The sequence below is a fragment of the Streptomyces sp. ME02-8801-2C genome (assembly GCF_033793965.1).
Lineage (GTDB): Bacteria > Actinomycetota > Actinomycetes > Streptomycetales > Streptomycetaceae > Streptomyces.
The window spans coordinates 269,462-286,581 of record NZ_JARAXP010000004.1 but is presented as its reverse complement, the minus strand read 5'-3'; the positions used below and the strand labels follow the sequence as shown (position 1 = coordinate 286,581).

Genomic DNA, 17,120 nt, shown 5'->3' with positions numbered 1-17,120 from the left:
TGCGGGCAGGTGCGCCCTCGCTAGAAGACGAACGGCCCCGGTGACTGGTTTCCGGTCGGCGTACACGTCACGGTGATGCCGAAGAGCACCATCTTGAGAGTGCCGCCGCCCGCCTCCAGGCTGTCACCCGGGGCGACGGTGCCGTTCAGTGGGCCGACGGTGACCAGGCCACCGGTGGGCGTGGCCGGGTTCTTGTTGCCGGTGAAGGTGACGAGGCCACCGCCGGCCTTCGCCAGGGTCAGCGTGGTGGCGATCGAGTCGGCGGCGAGCGGGAGCGGGGCCGCGATGTTGGAGCTGACGGTGATCGTGGCCGAGGTGCCGTTCTGCGTGACGGTGAGGACCGTCGAACCGCCGCCGAACACACCGCAGTTGTAGGAGATCGTCGCGGAGGGTGGGGTGACCGCCGCGGCGGCCGGCGCGAAGGCCAGACCGGTGAGGGCGAGCGAGCCCGCCGCGAGTACCGCACCGATACCGGTCCGCCTGCGCGCGGGCGGACGTACTGTCTTGCTGGTCATCGATCGGATTCCCTTCCCTGGTACGGGAATTGCCATGTGGGGAATTGCGATGTGGGGGGTACGACGGCCGGGTGCGGTCAGCCGCGGGGCGGGTGCGGGGCGCCGCGCGGGGGAATCTGACGGTCCGTCGGAAGAGCGTGCTCCATTGACGCGTGGGTTGCTCGCGATTGCAAGACAAGCTCTGCGGGTTCTTTCGGACGCCGCGAAAGTGGCCGGAAGTCCTACCCTCGGCCGGTCCCCGCGCCCCGCCTCACCCGGCGGACACCGTCGCCCGCACGACACCGTCCGGGCCGGCCCGGTGCACCGGGGTCGCGGGCCCGCCCAGATCCCGTACGGCCGCCAGGTCCTCCGCCGGCACCTCCTCGGCACCCGTCACGACGGCCGCCGCCTCCAGCGAACGCGCCCCCGACGCCACGGCCATGGCGACCGCTGTCCGCAGCGCGCTCAGTTTCAGCGAGTCCAGGTCGACCGTGCCGGCGACATACGTACGGCCGGTCTCGTCCCGTACGGCCGCCCCCTCGGGGACGCCGTTGCGAGCGCGGGCGGAGCGGGCGAGGGTGACGATCTTGCGGTCCTCGGAGTCGAGGTCGAGCGCGTTGCTGTCGGTCATGCCATGAGCATACTTACGCGGTTTGTCCCCTGCTGAGGCCGACTGGGGCTTCATGACACAAGGAAGTCACACAAGAACAGGTATCAGGTACGGGCGATCAGGGCATGACCCAGGAACCGCGAGCCATGAGGAGGCGTTATGAACCGCCAGACCCGCATCCGCGTCATCCGCCGGCCCAGCGCCCCCTCCCCCCGCGACCTCCCCATCGACCGCAGGACACCCTCGGGCCGCATCCTGCCGTACTAGGACCGATGCCGCGCCTCGCCCCGGACACGACCGCGCCCCCGGGCTTCCGTACAGGACGGAGGCCCCGGGGGCGCGGGGGTTCGGGCGGCGTGAGCCGGTCAGCAGCGGGGGATGCCGGGGGCCGGGTCCGCACCGACATTGACGTTGCCGCCCCACACCCACACGTTGATGAGCTCCCAGCCGCCATGGACGACGCCGCGATACCAGACGTCGGTGGTGTATCCGCCCACGGTGACTCGTTCGCCGGGGGACCAGCAATCGATGTAGGCCTTGCTCACCTTCGTGGTGGTGCCGACGAGTATCTCCTGGGTGGAGGGACCACTGCGCAGGTTGCTGCGCGCCTGCACGGTCGTCGCGGTGGGGGAGGCGGAGGGCGCGGCCTCCGCGGTCCCGGCGGCGCCGAGCAGGGAGAAAGCCGCGCCGAGCGCGAGGCCGACGGCGGACGCGCGTCGCTTGGACATGGATGTACTCCTCGGGTCGCGGCGGTTCGGTTCGCTTCGGAATCAGCAGGGGTTGATGCCGGGCGCCGGGTCGGCACCGACGTTGACGTTGCCGCCCCACATCCACACGTTGGAGAAGATCTGGCCGAGGTCGTAGTCGATGACGGTGCCGCGGTACCAGACGTCGGTCCCGTAGTTGCCGACCTTCACGTACTGGCCGTACTTGAAGCACTCGACGCCGGCCTCCAACTCCTGCGGCGTGGTGTACCAGATCCGGCTGCTCGTGTTGGGGGCGTCGCGCAGGTTGCTGCGCGCCTGCACGGTCGTCGCGGTGGGGGAAGCGGAGGGCGCGGCCTCCGCGACCCCGGCGGCGCCGAGCAGGGAGGCGGCCACGCCGAAGACGAGCCCGGCCACCGCGGTCGACACACTTCGCCTGGTCATAGGTGTACTCCCCGGTTCGGATCGGTTCGGAATCAGCACGGGGGGATGCCGGGGGCCGGGTCGGCGCCGACGTTCACGTTGCCGCCCCACACCCACGGGTCGTAGTACCAGGTCGGCGGGTTCGTGCCCCGGTCGTCGACGTGGCCGTAGTACCAGACGTCGGTGCCGTAGTTGCCGACCTGCACGTACTGGGCGTGCTTGAAGCACTTGATGTGCATCTCGGCCTGGCTCGTGGTGGTGCCCCGGATACGGCTGTTGGTGCTGGGTTCCGTCCGGAGGTTGCTGTTGGGCTGCACGGTGGCGGAAGTCTGTGCGGCGGCGTGCGCGGTGCCCGCCGTGCCGAGGAGGGTGAGGGCCGCGCCGAGCGCCAGCCCCGTCGCCGCCAGTCTGGTGGAGGTCTTCGCCATTGTTTCCCCTTGGCCGTGGATGATTCCTGTTCGGCTCTGTGACGGAAGGGGATGCGTGCTCGTATGACGGTGTCGCGGACCGGTCCGCGTTTTTTCCCGGCGCGCGTCCTACAACTCCGGGAGTTCCCGCGCCTCGCGGCTGCCGAGTCGGCGGAAGACGCCGTAGGCCTCCTCTTCGAGTTCGCGCCCCGCCGCGCTCTCGCCCCTGGCCAGCGCGGCGCGGGACAGGTCCCGCAGGGTGCGGGCGCGCCACAGGGGCAGCTCCAGCTTGTCCCACAGGCCGAGCGCCTGACGCAGGGTCTCGGTCGCCGTCTCCCAGTCGGACGCGGCGAGGTACCACTCGCCGATGGTGCGCAGGACGAGGGCCTCGCCGAACATGTCCTGGCGTTCACGGGTGATTTCCAGACACCGGTCGAGCCGCTGCCGGGCCTCGGCCATCCGGCCCTGCCGGAACTCGACCTTGGCCAGGGACTGGCTCGCGTACATCACGCCGAAGGCGTCGTCCGTCTCCTCGAAGAGGTCGAGGGACTGCCGCAGCAGCGGCTCCGCGCTCGACAGGTCGCCCCGGGCCCGGTGGCACAGGCCCAGTGAGCGCAGGGCGAGCGCCTCGCCGTGCCGGTCCCAGACGGTCACGTACAGGCGGTGCGCGCGGGACAGGGCCTCCCACGCCTCGTCGTCGCGGCCCTGTTCCCGGTGGACCGATCCGATGCCGTACAGCACATGGGCCATGGACGCGATGTCCTCCGGCTCCCGGTACAGGTCGAGGGCCGAGGTCAGCAGGGTCAGTGCCTCGTCGAAGCGGGCCTGTTCGCGGCGGGCCGCGCCCATGCCGGCCAACGCGTCGGCACGGCCGCTGCGTACGGACAGCTCCTCGAACAGGCCCAGCGCCGCCGCGAAGAACGCGTGCGCCTCGTCGAAGCGGTCCTGCTCCAGGCGGAGTTGGCCTAGACCGTGCAGCAGCCGGGCCTCGCCCTCGACGTCCCCGCCACGGCGTACGGCCTCCAGGGCCACGTCGTGGGAGCGGGACCAGGCGTCGAACTGGTTGTAGAGGGCCGCGGAGGCGGCCATGAGGGTGGCGGCGAGTTCGCGGGCCGCGTCGAACATGCCGTACTCGGCGCAGTGGGCGACCGCGGCCAGCAGGCACCGCTGCTCGGCGGCGAACCACGCGGCCGGCTCACCTGTCAGGCCCGCTGACGAATCCGTCAGCGGGTCCGTGAGCGAGGTCGACAGGGAGGTTGTCAGGGAGTTCGCCGGCGAGGTCGTCGGCGATGTGGGCCCGCCCGCGACAGCCGCCGGCTCGCCCGTCGTGGTGACCGGGAGGAGGCGCGACGCGCCGCCCGGTCCGTGGGCCGCCGCGCTGCGTGCCATGCCCAGCCAGCGGTCGACCAGCCGTCGGACCGCCGTCTCCCGTTCCTGCCGGGCATCGTCGGCCAGACAGCGTTCCCGGGCGTACTCGCGCGCCAGGTCGTGGATGCGGTAGCGCGTCCTGCCCGTCTCGTCGGTGCGGACGACCTCCACGAAGTGGCAGTCCACGAGTTGTTCGACCGCGTCGTCCGCGTCGTCCTCGTCGACGTCGAGGAGCGGCCCGGCGACCCAGGCGGCGAAGTCGGGCAGATCCATCAGGGCCAGTCGGCGCAGGGCGCGCTGCTCCTGCGGGTCCAGGTCCGCGTAGCCGAGTCCGAGGCTCGCGCGCACCTCCAGGTCGCCCGCCTGCAGTTCGTCCAGGCGGCGGCGCTCGTCCCGCAGGCGTGACGCGAGCCGTGCCGGCGTCCAGTGGGGGCGGGCGGCGAGCCGGACGCCCGCGATACGGACGGCGAGCGGGAGCCGGCCGCACAGCGCGACGATCTCGGCGGCCCGGTCGGGTTCCAGAGCGGGCCGGGTCGGGCCGGCCACCCGGGCCAGCAGATCCAGTGCCTCCGGCTCGGAGGGCACACCCAGGTCGAGGTGGGCGGCGCCCTCCAGCGCGACGAGCCGACGGCGGCCGGTGATCAGCACGGCCGAGCCGCCGCCGGGCGGGAGCAGCGGGCGCAGCAGGGCTTCGCTGACGGCGTTGTCGAGGATGAGCAGGACCCGGCGGCGCGCGATGTGCGTGCGATACAGGCCGAGGAGGTCCTCCTCGTCGCGCGCCGGGGTCTCGGGGTCCACCCCGAGGGCGCGCAGCAGCCGGGCCAGGGCGTCCACGGTCCGTACCGGTTCGGAGTCCGAGGCGCGCAGGTCGACGAAGAGCTGCCCGTCGGGGAAGAGCGCGGCGGTGCGGTGGCCCACATGGACGGCCAGGGCAGTCTTGCCGGTGCCCGAGCGGCCGGAGATCACCCCGATGGGCGGCGCGGTGCGCAGGGGGTTGCGCACCTCCTCCAGGAGAGCGGTCGCCCAGGCGATCTGTTCGGTCCGGCCTATGAAGTCGGCCACGTCGGGCGGGAGTTGGGAGGGCGCCGGACGACCTGATCCATCGCGGGGCTGCGAGAAGTGGGGTTGCTCGAGGTGGGGTTGTTCGAAACGGCCGCGGGGCGCCGGTGCGTCGTCGCCGGGGTGCGGCGGAGCCGCCGCCTCCGCCTGTGCGGGCACCTTCGCCGGGGGCGTGGCCCTTGGGCGGGCCGGCGCTCCCAGCATCGTCGTGTCCCCCCGGAGCAGGGCCTGGTGGAGCGCGCGCAGTTCGGGGCCGGGGTCCACGCCGAGCTCCGTACCGAGCAGCCGGCGGCCCTCGTCGTAGCAGCGCAGCGCGTCGGGCATCCGGCCGGCGCGGAACAGGGCGGTCATCAGCTGGCCGCGCGGACGCTCCCTGAGGGGGTGGGCGGCGACGTGTGCGACGAGTTCGGCGACGAGATCCGTACGACGGTCCAGGTCCAGCTCGGCGGAGAAGCGGAACTCCTTCGCCTCGAGCCGGAGCTCCGTCAGGCGCATGGCCTCGACGCGGGCGAAGGACTGCCCGAGCCCTTCCAGGGCGTCCTGGCCACGCCACAGGCGGGACGCGGCCTGCAGGGTCTCGACGGCTTCCTCGGCCCGCCCGTCGAGTGCCGCGTTCCGACCGGCGGCGAACGCCTCCTCGAAGCGCCGGGCGTCCACGGCGGTGTGGGGGAACTCGGCGACATAGCCGGGCGAGCGGGTGCGGATGGCGTCGCCGCCCTCCGTACCGGCCAGGGCCCGGCGCAGTCCGGACACATGCGAGGCGACGAGCGCCCGCGCGGTGGCGGGGGGCTCTTCCTCCCAGGTCAGATCGACCAACCGCTCGGCGGACAGCACCTCACCGAGATGGACGACGAGAGCCGCGAGTATCGCCGTCGGTTTGGCGCCGTTCAGCGGAACGCGATGTCCCCCGCTCGAGACTTCGACCGGCCCAAGAAGGCGAACGTCCAACGTGTCCCCCGATTTAACGTGCAGTCGGGGACAACATACCGGCACCCACCGACAGGCATGCCTCACACCGGACTGCCCTTTTTTCGCGGCAGACCGGTAAGGAGTGCGGGTGGCCTGAAATCACTGGGTTTCCGGTGAGAATTCCTCCCATTCCGAAGAAAAGACTGTCCGGCTTTCGACTGAGGGACGGAAGGGGACGCCCTTCCGTATGAGCGGCCCCGCCATTGGCCCCGCCCTACAGCTCTGCACCAGGCGTTGCAGGCGTCCTGCAGAGGATCTGCATCGTTCCTGAATGACGCTCCTCCACGCTGTGAAGCGTGACGGACATCATCCTGCTCTCGGATCCCCGGGTCGCCACCACGCGTGTCACCGAGAACGGTGAACTCCTCGCAGACGCAAGGGAGTTCACCGCACTGCGGGTCGACACGCGGAAGGCCGACCACGACGGCTCGTACGCCCACCTCAGGGCCGACGTACTGCGCCGGCTGCTGCTCGCGCAGGCCGCGTTGCCCTCGGGCATCCGCCTGCTGATGGTGGAGGGCTTCCGGCCCCCCGCGCTGCAGCGCCACTACTTCGACACGTACGCGGCGACGCTGCGCACGGCCCACCCCGACGCCGGGCCCGACCGGATCCGCGAGCTGGCCAGCGCGTACATCTCGCCCCCGGAGGTCGCCCCGCACGTCAGCGGGGGCGCGGTGGACCTGACGCTGTGCACCGAGGACGGCAGGGAGCTGTCCCTCGGTACGGAGGTCAACGCCACGCCCGAGGAGAGCGAGGGCGGCTGCCGCACCGCCGCGGCCAACATCGACGCCGAGGCCCGGGCCAACCGGGCGGTACTGGGCCGGGCGATGACGGCGGCAGGGTTCGTCAACTACCCGACCGAGTGGTGGCACTGGTCGTACGGCGACCGGTACTGGGCGCTGCTGACCGGGGCGCCGACCGCCAAGTACGGCCCCGCCTCCCTGAAGCAGCCACTACCCCGCAGCACGGCAGCACCGCAGACCTAGAAGACACCGAAGGCACCGAAGACACCGAAAACGCCGGCCCGACCTCAGTCTGAGACCGACAGACCCCGGGGGAAACACCGTGGAGAACACCTGCATAGCGACGACGCCGACCACGTCGTCCATGACCGCCCACCTCACGACGAAGAGCGCGACGACAAGCGCCGCGACGACGGACCCGACGACCATCACCGACCACATGACGGCCGCCGAGTTCGACGAGGCGTTCACCGCCGCGATGCCGAAACTGCGGCGCCGGCTGCTGGCCATGACCGGCAATCCGCACGACGCCGACGACCTGCTGCAGGAGACGTACCTGAGACTCTCCCGCCGGGCGCGGGCCCGCACACTGGCTCGTCAACAGCAGCCGTACGCCTACACCTGCGCGGCGGCGCTGAACCTGCTGCGGGACCTGTACCGGCACCCCTCGCGCCAGGAGCGTTGCACGGACCTCCTGCCGGAGGGGAGCTGGGACGGCGGTTTCGCGAGGAGGGAGGCCGAGACGGTGACGACCGCGCTGCTGCGCGGGCTGTCCCCCAAGGAGGCGGCTGCCGTGATCCTCGTCGACATCGAGGGCCTGACCCACGACATGGCGGGGGAACGGCTCGGCGCACACCGAGGCACGGTGCAGCGCAACCGAATGCGCGGCCTCGCCAAGATCCGCTCCGCACTCGACGCGTAGGAACCGGCGTCAGCCGCGACGCACGCGCGACCACGACCACGACGTTGGGCAGCCCGACCACCTGCCTGACACCAGCACGGACCCGCGCTCATCCGTACAACAACTTGCGCAGCACATCAGGGGGAACCACATGCGCCGCACCGACCTCAACCGCACACTCGCGACAGCAGGCGGACTGCTGCTCGCCACCACCTTGGCCTGTACCGGTACGGCGATGGCCGCCGCGTCGCCGCTCCCCGCGAAGGCCGTGGCCGCCGCCGACTGCCGGCCCCTGGCGAACGCGTCCGCCCAGGCACAGGCGATCGTCAACGCCGCGTGCTCGCAGCTCGGGGTGCCCTACTCGTGGGGCGGCGGCTCCATCCACGGCCCGACGTACGGCCAGGACTACCCCGGCGGCGGTCCCGGCGCCCACGACAGCCAGGTCAAGGGCTTCGACTGCTCGCACCTCGTGCAGTACGCGGCCTGGCAGGGAGCCGGCATCGCCCTGCCCGAGGGGTCCTGGAACCAGGCCAAGTGGAACGGCGCCACCGCCCGGTTCACCCGCGACCAGGGGCTCGGTCCGCTGCAGCCGGGCGACCTGCTGCTGTGGGGATCCAACCCGGCCGACCTCGGCAGCGTCCACCACATCGCGATCTACCTCGGCGGCGGCAAGATGGTCGAGGCCCGGGAGTCCGGGACGGTCGTGATGGTCAGCGACGTACGGCTGAACTCCGAGTACGCGGGCGCCCTGCGCATCGCCGGCGCCGAGCAGCCGCCCGCCGGCACCAAGCGGTTCATGACCTGGGGCACCGGTGTGGGCCTGCGTCCGGATCCCGGCACCCAGAGGCCGCCCGTGACCCGGCTGCCCGGCCCCACGGCGGTGGACGTGCAGTGCCAGGTGCACGCGGAGATGGTCACCGCCGAGGGCTACGCCAACGACGCCTGGTCGTACCTGCCGAAGTACAAGGCGTGGATCTCGAACATCTACATCCAGGACCCGGCCGCCTGGCTGCCCGGCGTCCCCAACTGCTGACCAGCCGGCAAGCCCTACCGAACCCATAACCAGTAACCAATAACCCGTAACCAGCTATTCACGGAGGAGAGTTCGCCATGCGCGTGCTCAATCGCACCAAGTCCATCGGCATGCTCGTCGCCACCGTCGTCGCGACCGGCCTGATCCCGCTCGCGGCCGGCCAGGCCGACGCCGCCCCCACCGCGGTCGCCGCCGCCGGTTCCTGCCCGGCCGCCGGCACAGTGACCCAGGGGTGGCACTCCGGTCACGACGGCGTCGACATCGGCAACAGCCGCGGTACGGCGATCTACGCCACCGGGGCGGGCACCGTCATCGCCTCCGGCCCCGCCCAGGGCTACGGCCAGTGGATCCGCATCAAGCACGACGACGGCTCCATCACCGAGTACGGCCACATGTACGAGCGTCTGGTCTTCGTGAACGATCGGGTGAACGCTGGTCAGCACATCGCGCGCATGGGCTCCGAGGGCGACTCCGACGGCGTCCACCTGCACCTCAGGACGTACGCATCGTCGTCCGCCAGCCGCGGCATGAACCCTGTCGACTACCTGGCGGCGCGCGGTGTGAGCCTGCCGTGCACCCCGGGCGGCGGCGGTGGAACGCCCACGCCCGGGACCAACTTCACCACCTGGGGCACCTCGGTCCGGGTGCGCGCCGACGCGCGGCTGAACGCGGCGGTCGTGCGCACGCTGACCGGGCCGACGGCGGTCCACGTGGAGTGCCAGAAGCACGGCGACACGGTCAACGCCGAGGGTTACACCAACGACGCCTGGTCCAAGATCCCGGCACTGGGCGGCTTCGTCAGCAACATCTACATCGACCACCCCGCCGCCTGGCTGCCGGGTGTGCCCGAATGCTGACCGTCGCCCGCGCCGGTACGACGGGTCTCGCAGCGGTCGCTCTGGCCGCCGCGATGCTCCTCTCCCCCGGCCTCACCTCGTCCGCGCGGGCCGCCGACTCGGCGCCCTGCACCCCCGACCGGAACTACCCGGGAACCTTCCTGTGCCCGATCTGGGGATCGAACGTCAACCTGCGCTCGGCCCCCGAACCGCAGGCCCCGGTCATCGCGACGGCACCCGACGGCGGCTTCCTGAGGGTGCTGTGCCAGGTCAAGGGCGGCCGTGCGACGTACAACGGCTACTGGCACACCTGGTGGGTCAAGACCCAGGCGATGGGCATGGCCCCGTCCGCGTACATGAGCGAGATCTTCCTCGCCGGAGGCGGCAACGACGAGCCGGACTCGGGACTGCCGAACTGCTGAACAACCGCTGAACCACGACCCCGCGCCAACCGGATGCCCCCGGGATCACCACAGATCCCGGGGGCATCCGGCGTCCGGGGCCGGCCCGGCCTTCCGGACCGGGTTCTCATACGGCACGGCACCTGACGCCGTCCTTCGTGTGGTGCGAGTGACCCACCTCCGCCACCACCACCCGCACCACAACCTGCACCTGTCCTGTCCCCTACCGATCCGAGGATGACCATGATGACCTTGAGCAGCGCACGGGGCGGGGCCGTCGTCCGGTCCGCCCGGCGTGGCGCGGTGCGGGCGGGCCTGCTGGCCGCCGCCCTCGCCGCGCTCGTATCCACCACCGCGACCGCCGCCCCCGCGGCACTCGCCGAGGCCCCCGACCCGCGCCCGGCGGCGGTCCAGGCCGACGTGCCGGCCGGGGTGACGGCGGGCGTCGCCGTGTTCGACCGCCAGACCGGGACGTTCACCGAACAGCTCAACACCGCCGGGCAGTTCCGTTCGGCGTCCGTGGTGAAACTGCTGATCGCCCTGGACGTGCTCTGGAACCGCAGCCCCGACGCCCTGCCGGCCCCCGACCGGGCCCGGATCGACACCATGCTGCGCGGCAGCGACGACACGGCCGCGAGCACGTTCTGGTCGAACAACGGCTCGGGGGCGATCGTCGACCGGATGGTCACGCGCCTCGGCCTCACGGACACCCTCCGCCCGCCGTCGACCCAGCCCGGCTACTGGGGCTACACGGCTCTCTCGGCCCGTGACACCGTGAAGATCTACCGCCATCTGCTGGACTCCGCCCCGGCGGCGACACGCGACTACCTCCTCGGCAACCTGCGTCAGTCCACCCGCTGCGCCACCGACGGCTACGACCAGCACTTCGGCATCGCCGGCTCCTTCAACCGCCCCTGGGCCGTCAAGCAGGGCTGGTCGGGCTTCAGTTCCGGAGGCTGCACGGCCACGACCCCGACCGCGACCGCGGCGGCGGCAGCGAAAGAACCGACAGCGACGGCCGCTCGGACAGCGGCCGGCGCCGACGCCGTGGACCTCGCCCGTCCGGCCCTGCACACGACGGGTGTGGTGGGCGCGGGCGACCGTTCCATCGTGGCGGTCTTCACCCTGCACCCCAGCGGTACGTCCTACGGCAAGGCCTACACGGACATCGGCCGGCTGACCCGCTCGCTGAACGTCCCCGGCGCCACCCGCCCGGCCGGCACCTGGATCGGCACCTGGGGCAGCGGCGTCCGGGTCCGCGCCCAGGCGACGACCGCCTCCGGCACGCTCACCACACTGCCCGCCGGCGTCGAGGTCCTGGTCGACTGCCAGAAGCGCGGCCAGCAGGTCAGCGAGCCGCCCTACGTCAACGACTGGTGGGCCCATCTGCCGCAGTACGGCGGCCACATGACCAACATCTATCTCAGCGTCCCGGAGAACCAGGTACCAGGGGTACCGGTCTGCTGACCGGTCCGCGGGCCGCTCCGCTGACCGCTCAGGGCCGGTCGAGCCGCAACCGCTCCGCACGCGGCAGACCGGCCACCACCAGGTCGTACGAGTCCTCGATCAGCTCCCGTACGAGCTGATCGGGCAACTCCCCGTCCACCGTCACCGTGTTCCAGTGCCGTTTGTTCATGTGGTACCCGGGGCTGATCAGCCCCGGGTGGTCGGCGCGCAGCCGGATCGCGTCCTCCGGGGCGCACTTCAGGTTGACCTTCAGTGGCAGGTTGTCCGTCCAGGACAGGGCGAACATCTTGCCCAGCACCTTGAAGACCGAGATCTCCGGGCTGAACGGGAAGTCCTCGACAGCGGCGTTGAAGGAGAGACAGAAGGCGCGCAGCTCCTGCGGGGTCACGCCTCGCTCCCCTCCTTCTCCTCCGCCGAGGCCCCGGCGGGGTCGGTCGGCTCCACCAGCACCGTCACGATCTTGTTCCGGCGCCCGGCCGCGGCCTCCGCCGTGAGCCGCAGTTCGCGTCCGTCGGGCAGCTCGACGGTCGCCGAGGCCCCGGCGATCGGTACGCGGCCCAGGGCCTTCGCGAGCAGCCCGCCCACCGTCTCCACGTCCTCGTCGTCGTACTCCTCGAGGCCGTACAGCTCGCCGAGGTCGGTGATGTCCAGGCGGGCGGTGACGCGGTGCCGCTCGTCGCCGAGCTCCTCCACGGGCGGGAGTTCACGGTCGTACTCGTCGGTGATCTCGCCGACGATCTCCTCGAGGATGTCCTCGATGGTCACGATGCCGGCCGTGCCGCCGTACTCGTCGATGACGACGGCGACGTGGTTGCGGTCGCGCTGCATCTCGCGGAGCAGGTCACCGGCGTTCTTCGTGTCGGGTACGAAGGCGGCGGCCCGCATCGCGGTCGACACCAGCTCGCTCTCCGCGTCCCGGCTGATGTGCGTCTTGCGGACGAGGTCCTTCAGATACACGATCCCGACGATGTCGTCCTCGCTCTCCCCGGTGACCGGGATGCGCGAGAACCCGGAGCGCAGCGCGAGGGTCAGCGCCTGCCGGATCGTCTTGTACCGCTCGATGACCACCAGGTCCGTACGCGGGACCATGACCTCCCGTACGAGGGTGTCGCCCAGCTCGAAGACGGAGTGCACCATACGGCGCTCGTCGTCCTCGATCAGGGACTCCTTCTCGGCCAGGTCGACCAGCGCGCGCAGCTCCGCCTCGGAGGCGAACGGGCCGCGCCGGAAGCCCTTTCCGGGCGTGAGGGCGTTGCCGATGAGGATGAGGAGGGAGGGAATCGGCCCCATGATCCGGGCCAGCGGCAGCAGGACGTACGCGGCTGCCGTGGCCGTGTTCAGGGGGTGCTGACGCCCGATGGTCCGCGGCGAGACCCCCACCGCGACGTACGAGACGAGCACCATCACGCCGATGGCGACGGCGAGAGCCTGCCAGGTCCTGTCGAACTCCTGGAGGCAGGCGTATGTGACGAGCGCGGCGGCGGCCATCTCGCAGGCCACGCGCACCAGCAGCGCCACGTTGAGATAGCGGGTCGGGTCGGCGGCGACCTGCGCGAGTTTGGCGCTGCCGCGCCGGCCACCGCGTACCGCTTCCTCGGCACGGAAGCTGGAGACTCGCGCGATGCCCGCCTCCGCGCAGGCGGCGAGCCAGGCGACGACGACCAGCGCTATGGCACCGGTGACGAGTTGGGGATTCATGACACCGTCGGGGCGGGCGACGGACCTGTCATCCCCTGCTCGCCGCGCCAGCCGTCGACGATGGCGGCCTGGAGGCCGAACATCTCGGCCTTCTCGTCCGGCTCCTCGTGGTCGTAGCCGAGGAGGTGCAGCACGCCGTGGACGGTGAGGAGTTGGAGCTCCTCGTCCATGGAGTGCTGCGTCTCGGCCTCCTTGCCCTGCTTCTCGGCGACCTCGGGGCAGAGCACGATGTCACCGAGAAGCCCCTGCGGCGGCTCGGCGTCGTCCTTCGACGGCGGACGCAGCTCGTCCATCGGGAAGGACATGACGTCGGTCGGACCGGGCAGGTCCATCCACTGGATGTGCAGTTGTTCCATGGCGTCGGCGTCCACGACGATCACCGAGAGTTCGGAGAGCGGGTGGATGCGCATCCGCGCGAGCGCGTAGCGGGCGATGTCGAGGATCGCCTGCTCGTCGACCTCGGTTCCGGACTCGTTGTTGACGTCGATCGACATGGTGCTGGTCTGTCTACTTCCGTTTGTTGCGGCTGTCCCGGACGCCCTTGTGGGTGCCGTTCTCCGTACCGTTCTCGCTGTCGTACTTCTCGTACGCGTCGACGATACGGCCGACCAGCTTGTGCCGGACGACATCCTGGGACGTGAGCCGCGAGAAGTGGACGTCGTCGAGGCCCTCGAGGATGTCCTGCACCTGCCGCAGGCCCGACTTGGTCCCGGACGGGAGGTCGACCTGCGTCACGTCACCCGTGATCACGATCTTCGAGTCGAAGCCGAGCCGGGTGAGGAACATCTTCATCTGCTCGGGCGAGGTGTTCTGTGCCTCGTCGAGAATGATGAAGGCGTCGTTGAGAGTCCGGCCCCTCATGTACGCCAGCGGCGCGACCTCGATCGTCCCGGAAGCCATGAGCTTCGGGATCGAGTCCGGGTCCAGCATGTCGTGCAGCGCGTCGTACAGCGGGCGCAGATACGGGTCGATCTTCTCGTAGAGCGTGCCGGGCAGGAAGCCCAGCCGCTCTCCCGCCTCCACCGCGGGGCGGGTCAGGATGATCCGGTTGACCTGCTTGGACTGCAGCGCCTGCACGGCCTTCGCCATGGCGAGGTACGTCTTGCCCGTGCCCGCCGGGCCGATGCCGAAGACGATGGTGTGCTTGTCGATGGCGTCGACGTAGCGCTTCTGGTTGAGGGTCTTGGGACGGATCGTGCGGCCCCGCGAGGACAGGATGTTCTGGGTGAGGACCTCGGCCGGGGTCTCCAGGCCGTCACCCTCCCCGTTCCCGCTCGCTCTGAGCATGGCGATCGAGCGTTCCACTGCGTCCTCCGTCATCGGCTGTCCGGTGCGGAGCACCAGCATCATCTCGTCGAACAGCCGCTGGACGAGGGCGACGTCGCCCGCTTCGCCAACGGCGTTGACTTCATTGCCCCGGACATGGATGTCGACCGCCGGGAAGGCCCTTTCGATCACGCGCAGGAGGGCGTCTCCCGAACCCAGCAGGGTCACCATGGGGTGGGCGGCCGGGACGGTGAACTGCGCTCGCGCCTGCCCCCGCGCGGGGGTCTGAGCTGTGGGTGTCTGAGTCATGGGCCGGCTCTGTAGGCCTGCACGACCTCCTCGATGAGGCTCGCTTACCACGTGGGTAGCCTTCCGCTCCCAGAGTACGTCGGTGCACTGACAACGCCGTAGGGCTTTTCGCTCACGGTCCGGTGTACGTAGGCCGTTGCCCGCGTGTCCGCGCTCAGGCCGATCTGCCGAAACCGATCGTCGGGACGGCCCGTCGCAGCGGCCAGGGGCGCGGTCGGGCGCTCTGGGGCACCAGGTCGGTGAGGAACGCGTACCGCCGCAGGGCCGCCGGGTCCTGCCGCTCGTACGACTGGATCTCGCGCCACCAGGCGCCGACCTCGGACCAGCCGGGGGCGGAGAGGGAACCGCCGAAGTCCTGCACGGAGAGCGCGGCGGTGAGCCCGGCGAAGGCGAGGCGGTCGGCGAGCGGCCAGTCGGCGAGGGTGCCGGTGACGAAGCCCGCGACGAAGACATCGCCGGCGCCCGTCGGGTCGAGGGCCTCGACGGCGATGGCGGGCACCTCGGCCGTCTCCCCGGTCCGCCCGTCCACCGCGTAAGCGCCCTCGGCACCGAGGGTGACGACGGCGAGCGGAACGTGCTCGGTGAGGGCGCGGGCGGCCTTGCGGGGGCAGTCGGTGCGGGTGTAGCGCATGGCCTCCTCCGCGTTGGGCAGGAAGGCCTCGCAGTGCTCCAGGTCGGCGAGGCCCGCGAGATCCCAGCGCCCGGTGTCGTCCCAGCCGACGTCGCCGAAGATCCTGGTGCCCTTGCGGGCGGCCTGGGCGATCCAGGGGGCGCGGACCCCCGGGGTGAGGGAGGCGACGGCGGCCCGGGCGTGCGGCGGGCACTCCGGGGCGGGCTCCTCGGGGGGCGGCTCGTGACCGTGCGAAACCATCGTGCGCTCGCCCTCGTACGCCATGGAGACGGTGACCGGGGAGTGCCAGCCGGGGACCGTGCGTGACGTGGACAGGTCGATGTGCTCGCCCTGCTCGAGGGCGTCCCAGCAGTACTCCCCGTAGTGGTCGTCGCCGAAGGCGGCGGCGAGGGAGGTCCTGAGGCCGAGCCGGGCGAGGGCGGTGGCCATGTTGGCGACCCCACCGGGGCTGGACCCCATCCCGCGCGCCCAGGACTCGGTGCCGCGCACGGGGGCGGAGTCGAGCCCGGTGAAGATGATGTCGAGGAAGACGGTCCCCGTCAGATAGACGTCCCACGGGGGTTCGCCGGGCGTGCGCAGCGCGGCCAGGGGATCGACCTGGGCCTGACGGTAGGACGATCCCTCTCCGGTGGACGCGGTGGACGCGATCACGGTGCGCTCCCTGACGACGGACCCGATGACGGACCCTGATGACGGACAGTGCGGATCAGGCCAGTCTGCACCACGCCACTGACACCGGCCCGCCCCTACGGCCCCGGGAGCCGCACGTGGCGCCCGGCGAGGCCGGTCAGCCCCCGAACTCGTACGCCTCCACCTCGGCGAGATACCGCGCCCGCCGTTCCTCGTCATCCTCCAGGAACGACGCCAGGAACGAGTTCCGCGCAAGCTCCCGCAACCGCTCCTCACCGAGCCCCAGGGCCTCCCGCACGGCCCCGAAGTTGTCACCGACGTATCCGCCGAAGTAGGCGGGGTCGTCGGAGTTGACGGTGCAGAGGAGACCGGCGTCGAGCATCGCGGGCAGCGGATGCTCGGCCAGGACATCAACGGCCCGCAGCCGCACATTGGACAGCGGACACAGCGTCAACGGCACCCGCTCCCGCACAAGCCGCGACACCAGCTCCGGGTCCTCCATGCAACGCAGCCCGTGGTCGATCCGCTCGACACCAAGCACGTCGAGGGCCTCGGAGATGTACTCGGGCGGCCCCTCCTCCCCCGCGTGCGCCACCCGGCGCAGCCCCAGCGCGGCGGCGGCCTCGTAGACCTCGCGGAACTTCACCGGCGGATGCCCGACCTCGGCGGAGTCGAGCCCGATGCCGATGATCCGATGCAGATAGGGCTTGGCAGCCTCCAGCGTCTCCATCGCGGACGCGGCGGACTGGTCACGCAGGAAGCACATGATCAGCCGAGTGGAGATGCCATGGGCCGCCTCACTCTCCCCCAGCGCCCGCCACAGCCCCTCGACGACCGTCCCCATCTCCACACCGCGCGCGATGTGCGCCTGCGGATCGAAGAAGATCTCCGCGTGCCGCACCCCCTGCGCGGCGGCCCGCGCGAGATAGGCGTTGGCGAGATCCTCGAAGTCCTGCTCGGTACGCAGAACGGCCATGAGCTCGTAGTACAGGTTCAGAAAGGACTGGAGGTCGTCGAAGTCGTACGCCTTGCGCAGTTCTTCGCTGTCGCCGTAGGGCAGCACGACGCCGTTGCGCGCGGCGAGTGCGAAGGCCAGCTCGGGTTCGAGGGTGCCTTCGATGTGGAGGTGCAGTTCAGCTGTGGGGAGGGACATCAAAGAATCGTACGACCG

Annotated in this window: 18 protein-coding genes; 6 read left to right on the top strand and 12 right to left on the bottom strand. The window is 71.1% G+C overall.

The window, feature by feature from the left end; translation table 11 throughout:
• Window positions 1–20 precede the first annotated feature (20 nt).
• The 6 genes from PV396_RS14570 to PV396_RS14545 form a co-directional block, all read right to left on the bottom strand.
• On the bottom strand, window positions 21–515 hold the full coding sequence (locus PV396_RS14570; RefSeq protein ID WP_319204553.1) for a hypothetical protein: 495 nt from the start codon (window positions 513–515) through the stop codon (window positions 21–23).
• 250 nt (window positions 516–765) lie between these two features.
• Window positions 766–1,125, bottom strand: a complete 360-nt coding sequence (locus tag PV396_RS14565) for a cytidine deaminase (RefSeq protein WP_319204551.1) — start codon at window positions 1,123–1,125, stop codon at window positions 766–768.
• 344 nt (window positions 1,126–1,469) lie between these two features.
• The gene (locus tag PV396_RS14560; protein WP_319204549.1) at window positions 1,470–1,832 is read right to left on the bottom strand and encodes a hypothetical protein; all 363 of its coding nucleotides are present in this window, start codon (window positions 1,830–1,832) and stop codon (window positions 1,470–1,472) included.
• A 42-nt stretch (window positions 1,833–1,874) separates the two neighbouring features.
• Complete coding sequence (locus PV396_RS14555) at window positions 1,875–2,252, bottom strand: hypothetical protein (RefSeq protein WP_319204547.1); 378 nt, start codon at window positions 2,250–2,252, stop codon at window positions 1,875–1,877.
• A 32-nt stretch (window positions 2,253–2,284) separates the two neighbouring features.
• The gene (locus PV396_RS14550; RefSeq protein WP_319204544.1) at window positions 2,285–2,659 is read right to left on the bottom strand and encodes a hypothetical protein; all 375 of its coding nucleotides are present in this window, start codon (window positions 2,657–2,659) and stop codon (window positions 2,285–2,287) included.
• Window positions 2,660–2,767: 108 nt separating this feature from the next.
• Entirely contained in the window at window positions 2,768–6,013 is a 3,246-nt protein-coding gene (locus PV396_RS14545) for an AfsR/SARP family transcriptional regulator (protein WP_319204542.1), read from the bottom strand.
• A gap of 317 nt (window positions 6,014–6,330) precedes the next feature.
• On the opposite strand from PV396_RS14545, the gene PV396_RS14540 reads away from it, so the two are divergent.
• The 6 genes from PV396_RS14540 (at window position 6,331) to PV396_RS14515 (ending at window position 11,415) form a co-directional block, all read left to right on the top strand.
• Entirely contained in the window at window positions 6,331–7,020 is a 690-nt protein-coding gene (locus PV396_RS14540; protein ID WP_319204540.1) for a M15 family metallopeptidase, read from the top strand.
• Between the two features lie 196 nt (window positions 7,021–7,216).
• Entirely contained in the window at window positions 7,217–7,699 is a 483-nt protein-coding gene (locus PV396_RS14535; RefSeq protein ID WP_319205511.1) for an RNA polymerase sigma factor, read from the top strand.
• A gap of 130 nt (window positions 7,700–7,829) precedes the next feature.
• Complete coding sequence (locus PV396_RS14530) at window positions 7,830–8,711, top strand: C40 family peptidase (protein WP_319204537.1); 882 nt, start codon at window positions 7,830–7,832, stop codon at window positions 8,709–8,711.
• A gap of 77 nt (window positions 8,712–8,788) precedes the next feature.
• The gene (locus tag PV396_RS14525) at window positions 8,789–9,568 is read left to right on the top strand and encodes a M23 family metallopeptidase (RefSeq protein WP_319204534.1); all 780 of its coding nucleotides are present in this window, start codon (window positions 8,789–8,791) and stop codon (window positions 9,566–9,568) included.
• Window positions 9,562–9,969 carry an SH3 domain-containing protein gene (locus PV396_RS14520; protein WP_319204531.1) on the top strand — a complete coding sequence of 136 codons (408 nt, stop codon included), beginning with the start codon at window positions 9,562–9,564 and terminating at the stop codon, window positions 9,967–9,969. Before PV396_RS14525 ends, PV396_RS14520 begins: the two co-directional genes overlap by 7 nt.
• A gap of 282 nt (window positions 9,970–10,251) precedes the next feature.
• A complete protein-coding gene (locus PV396_RS14515; RefSeq protein ID WP_416071415.1) occupies window positions 10,252–11,415 on the top strand; it encodes a hypothetical protein in 1,164 nt (387 codons plus the stop codon).
• A 28-nt stretch (window positions 11,416–11,443) separates the two neighbouring features.
• Here PV396_RS14515 and PV396_RS14510 read toward each other — a convergent pair whose 3' ends face one another.
• The 6 genes from PV396_RS14510 to PV396_RS14485 all read right to left on the bottom strand — a co-directional run bounded on the left by PV396_RS14510 (window position 11,444) and on the right by PV396_RS14485 (window position 17,102).
• Window positions 11,444–11,803, bottom strand: a complete 360-nt coding sequence (locus tag PV396_RS14510; protein WP_319204527.1) for an MmcQ/YjbR family DNA-binding protein — start codon at window positions 11,801–11,803, stop codon at window positions 11,444–11,446.
• A complete protein-coding gene (locus PV396_RS14505) occupies window positions 11,800–13,113 on the bottom strand; it encodes a hemolysin family protein (RefSeq protein WP_319204525.1) in 1,314 nt (437 codons plus the stop codon). Before PV396_RS14505 ends, PV396_RS14510 begins: the two co-directional genes overlap by 4 nt.
• A complete protein-coding gene (gene ybeY / locus PV396_RS14500) occupies window positions 13,110–13,607 on the bottom strand; it encodes an rRNA maturation RNase YbeY (RefSeq protein WP_319204522.1) in 498 nt (165 codons plus the stop codon). Before ybeY ends, PV396_RS14505 begins: the two co-directional genes overlap by 4 nt.
• Before the next feature lie 13 nt (window positions 13,608–13,620).
• On the bottom strand, window positions 13,621–14,688 hold the full coding sequence (locus PV396_RS14495; RefSeq protein ID WP_319204520.1) for a PhoH family protein: 1,068 nt from the start codon (window positions 14,686–14,688) through the stop codon (window positions 13,621–13,623).
• A 154-nt stretch (window positions 14,689–14,842) separates the two neighbouring features.
• A complete protein-coding gene (locus tag PV396_RS14490) occupies window positions 14,843–15,970 on the bottom strand; it encodes a carbohydrate kinase family protein (RefSeq protein ID WP_319204518.1) in 1,128 nt (375 codons plus the stop codon).
• Between the two features lie 136 nt (window positions 15,971–16,106).
• A complete protein-coding gene (locus tag PV396_RS14485) occupies window positions 16,107–17,102 on the bottom strand; it encodes an adenosine deaminase (RefSeq protein ID WP_319204516.1) in 996 nt (331 codons plus the stop codon).
• Window positions 17,103–17,120: the final 18 nt, after the last annotated feature.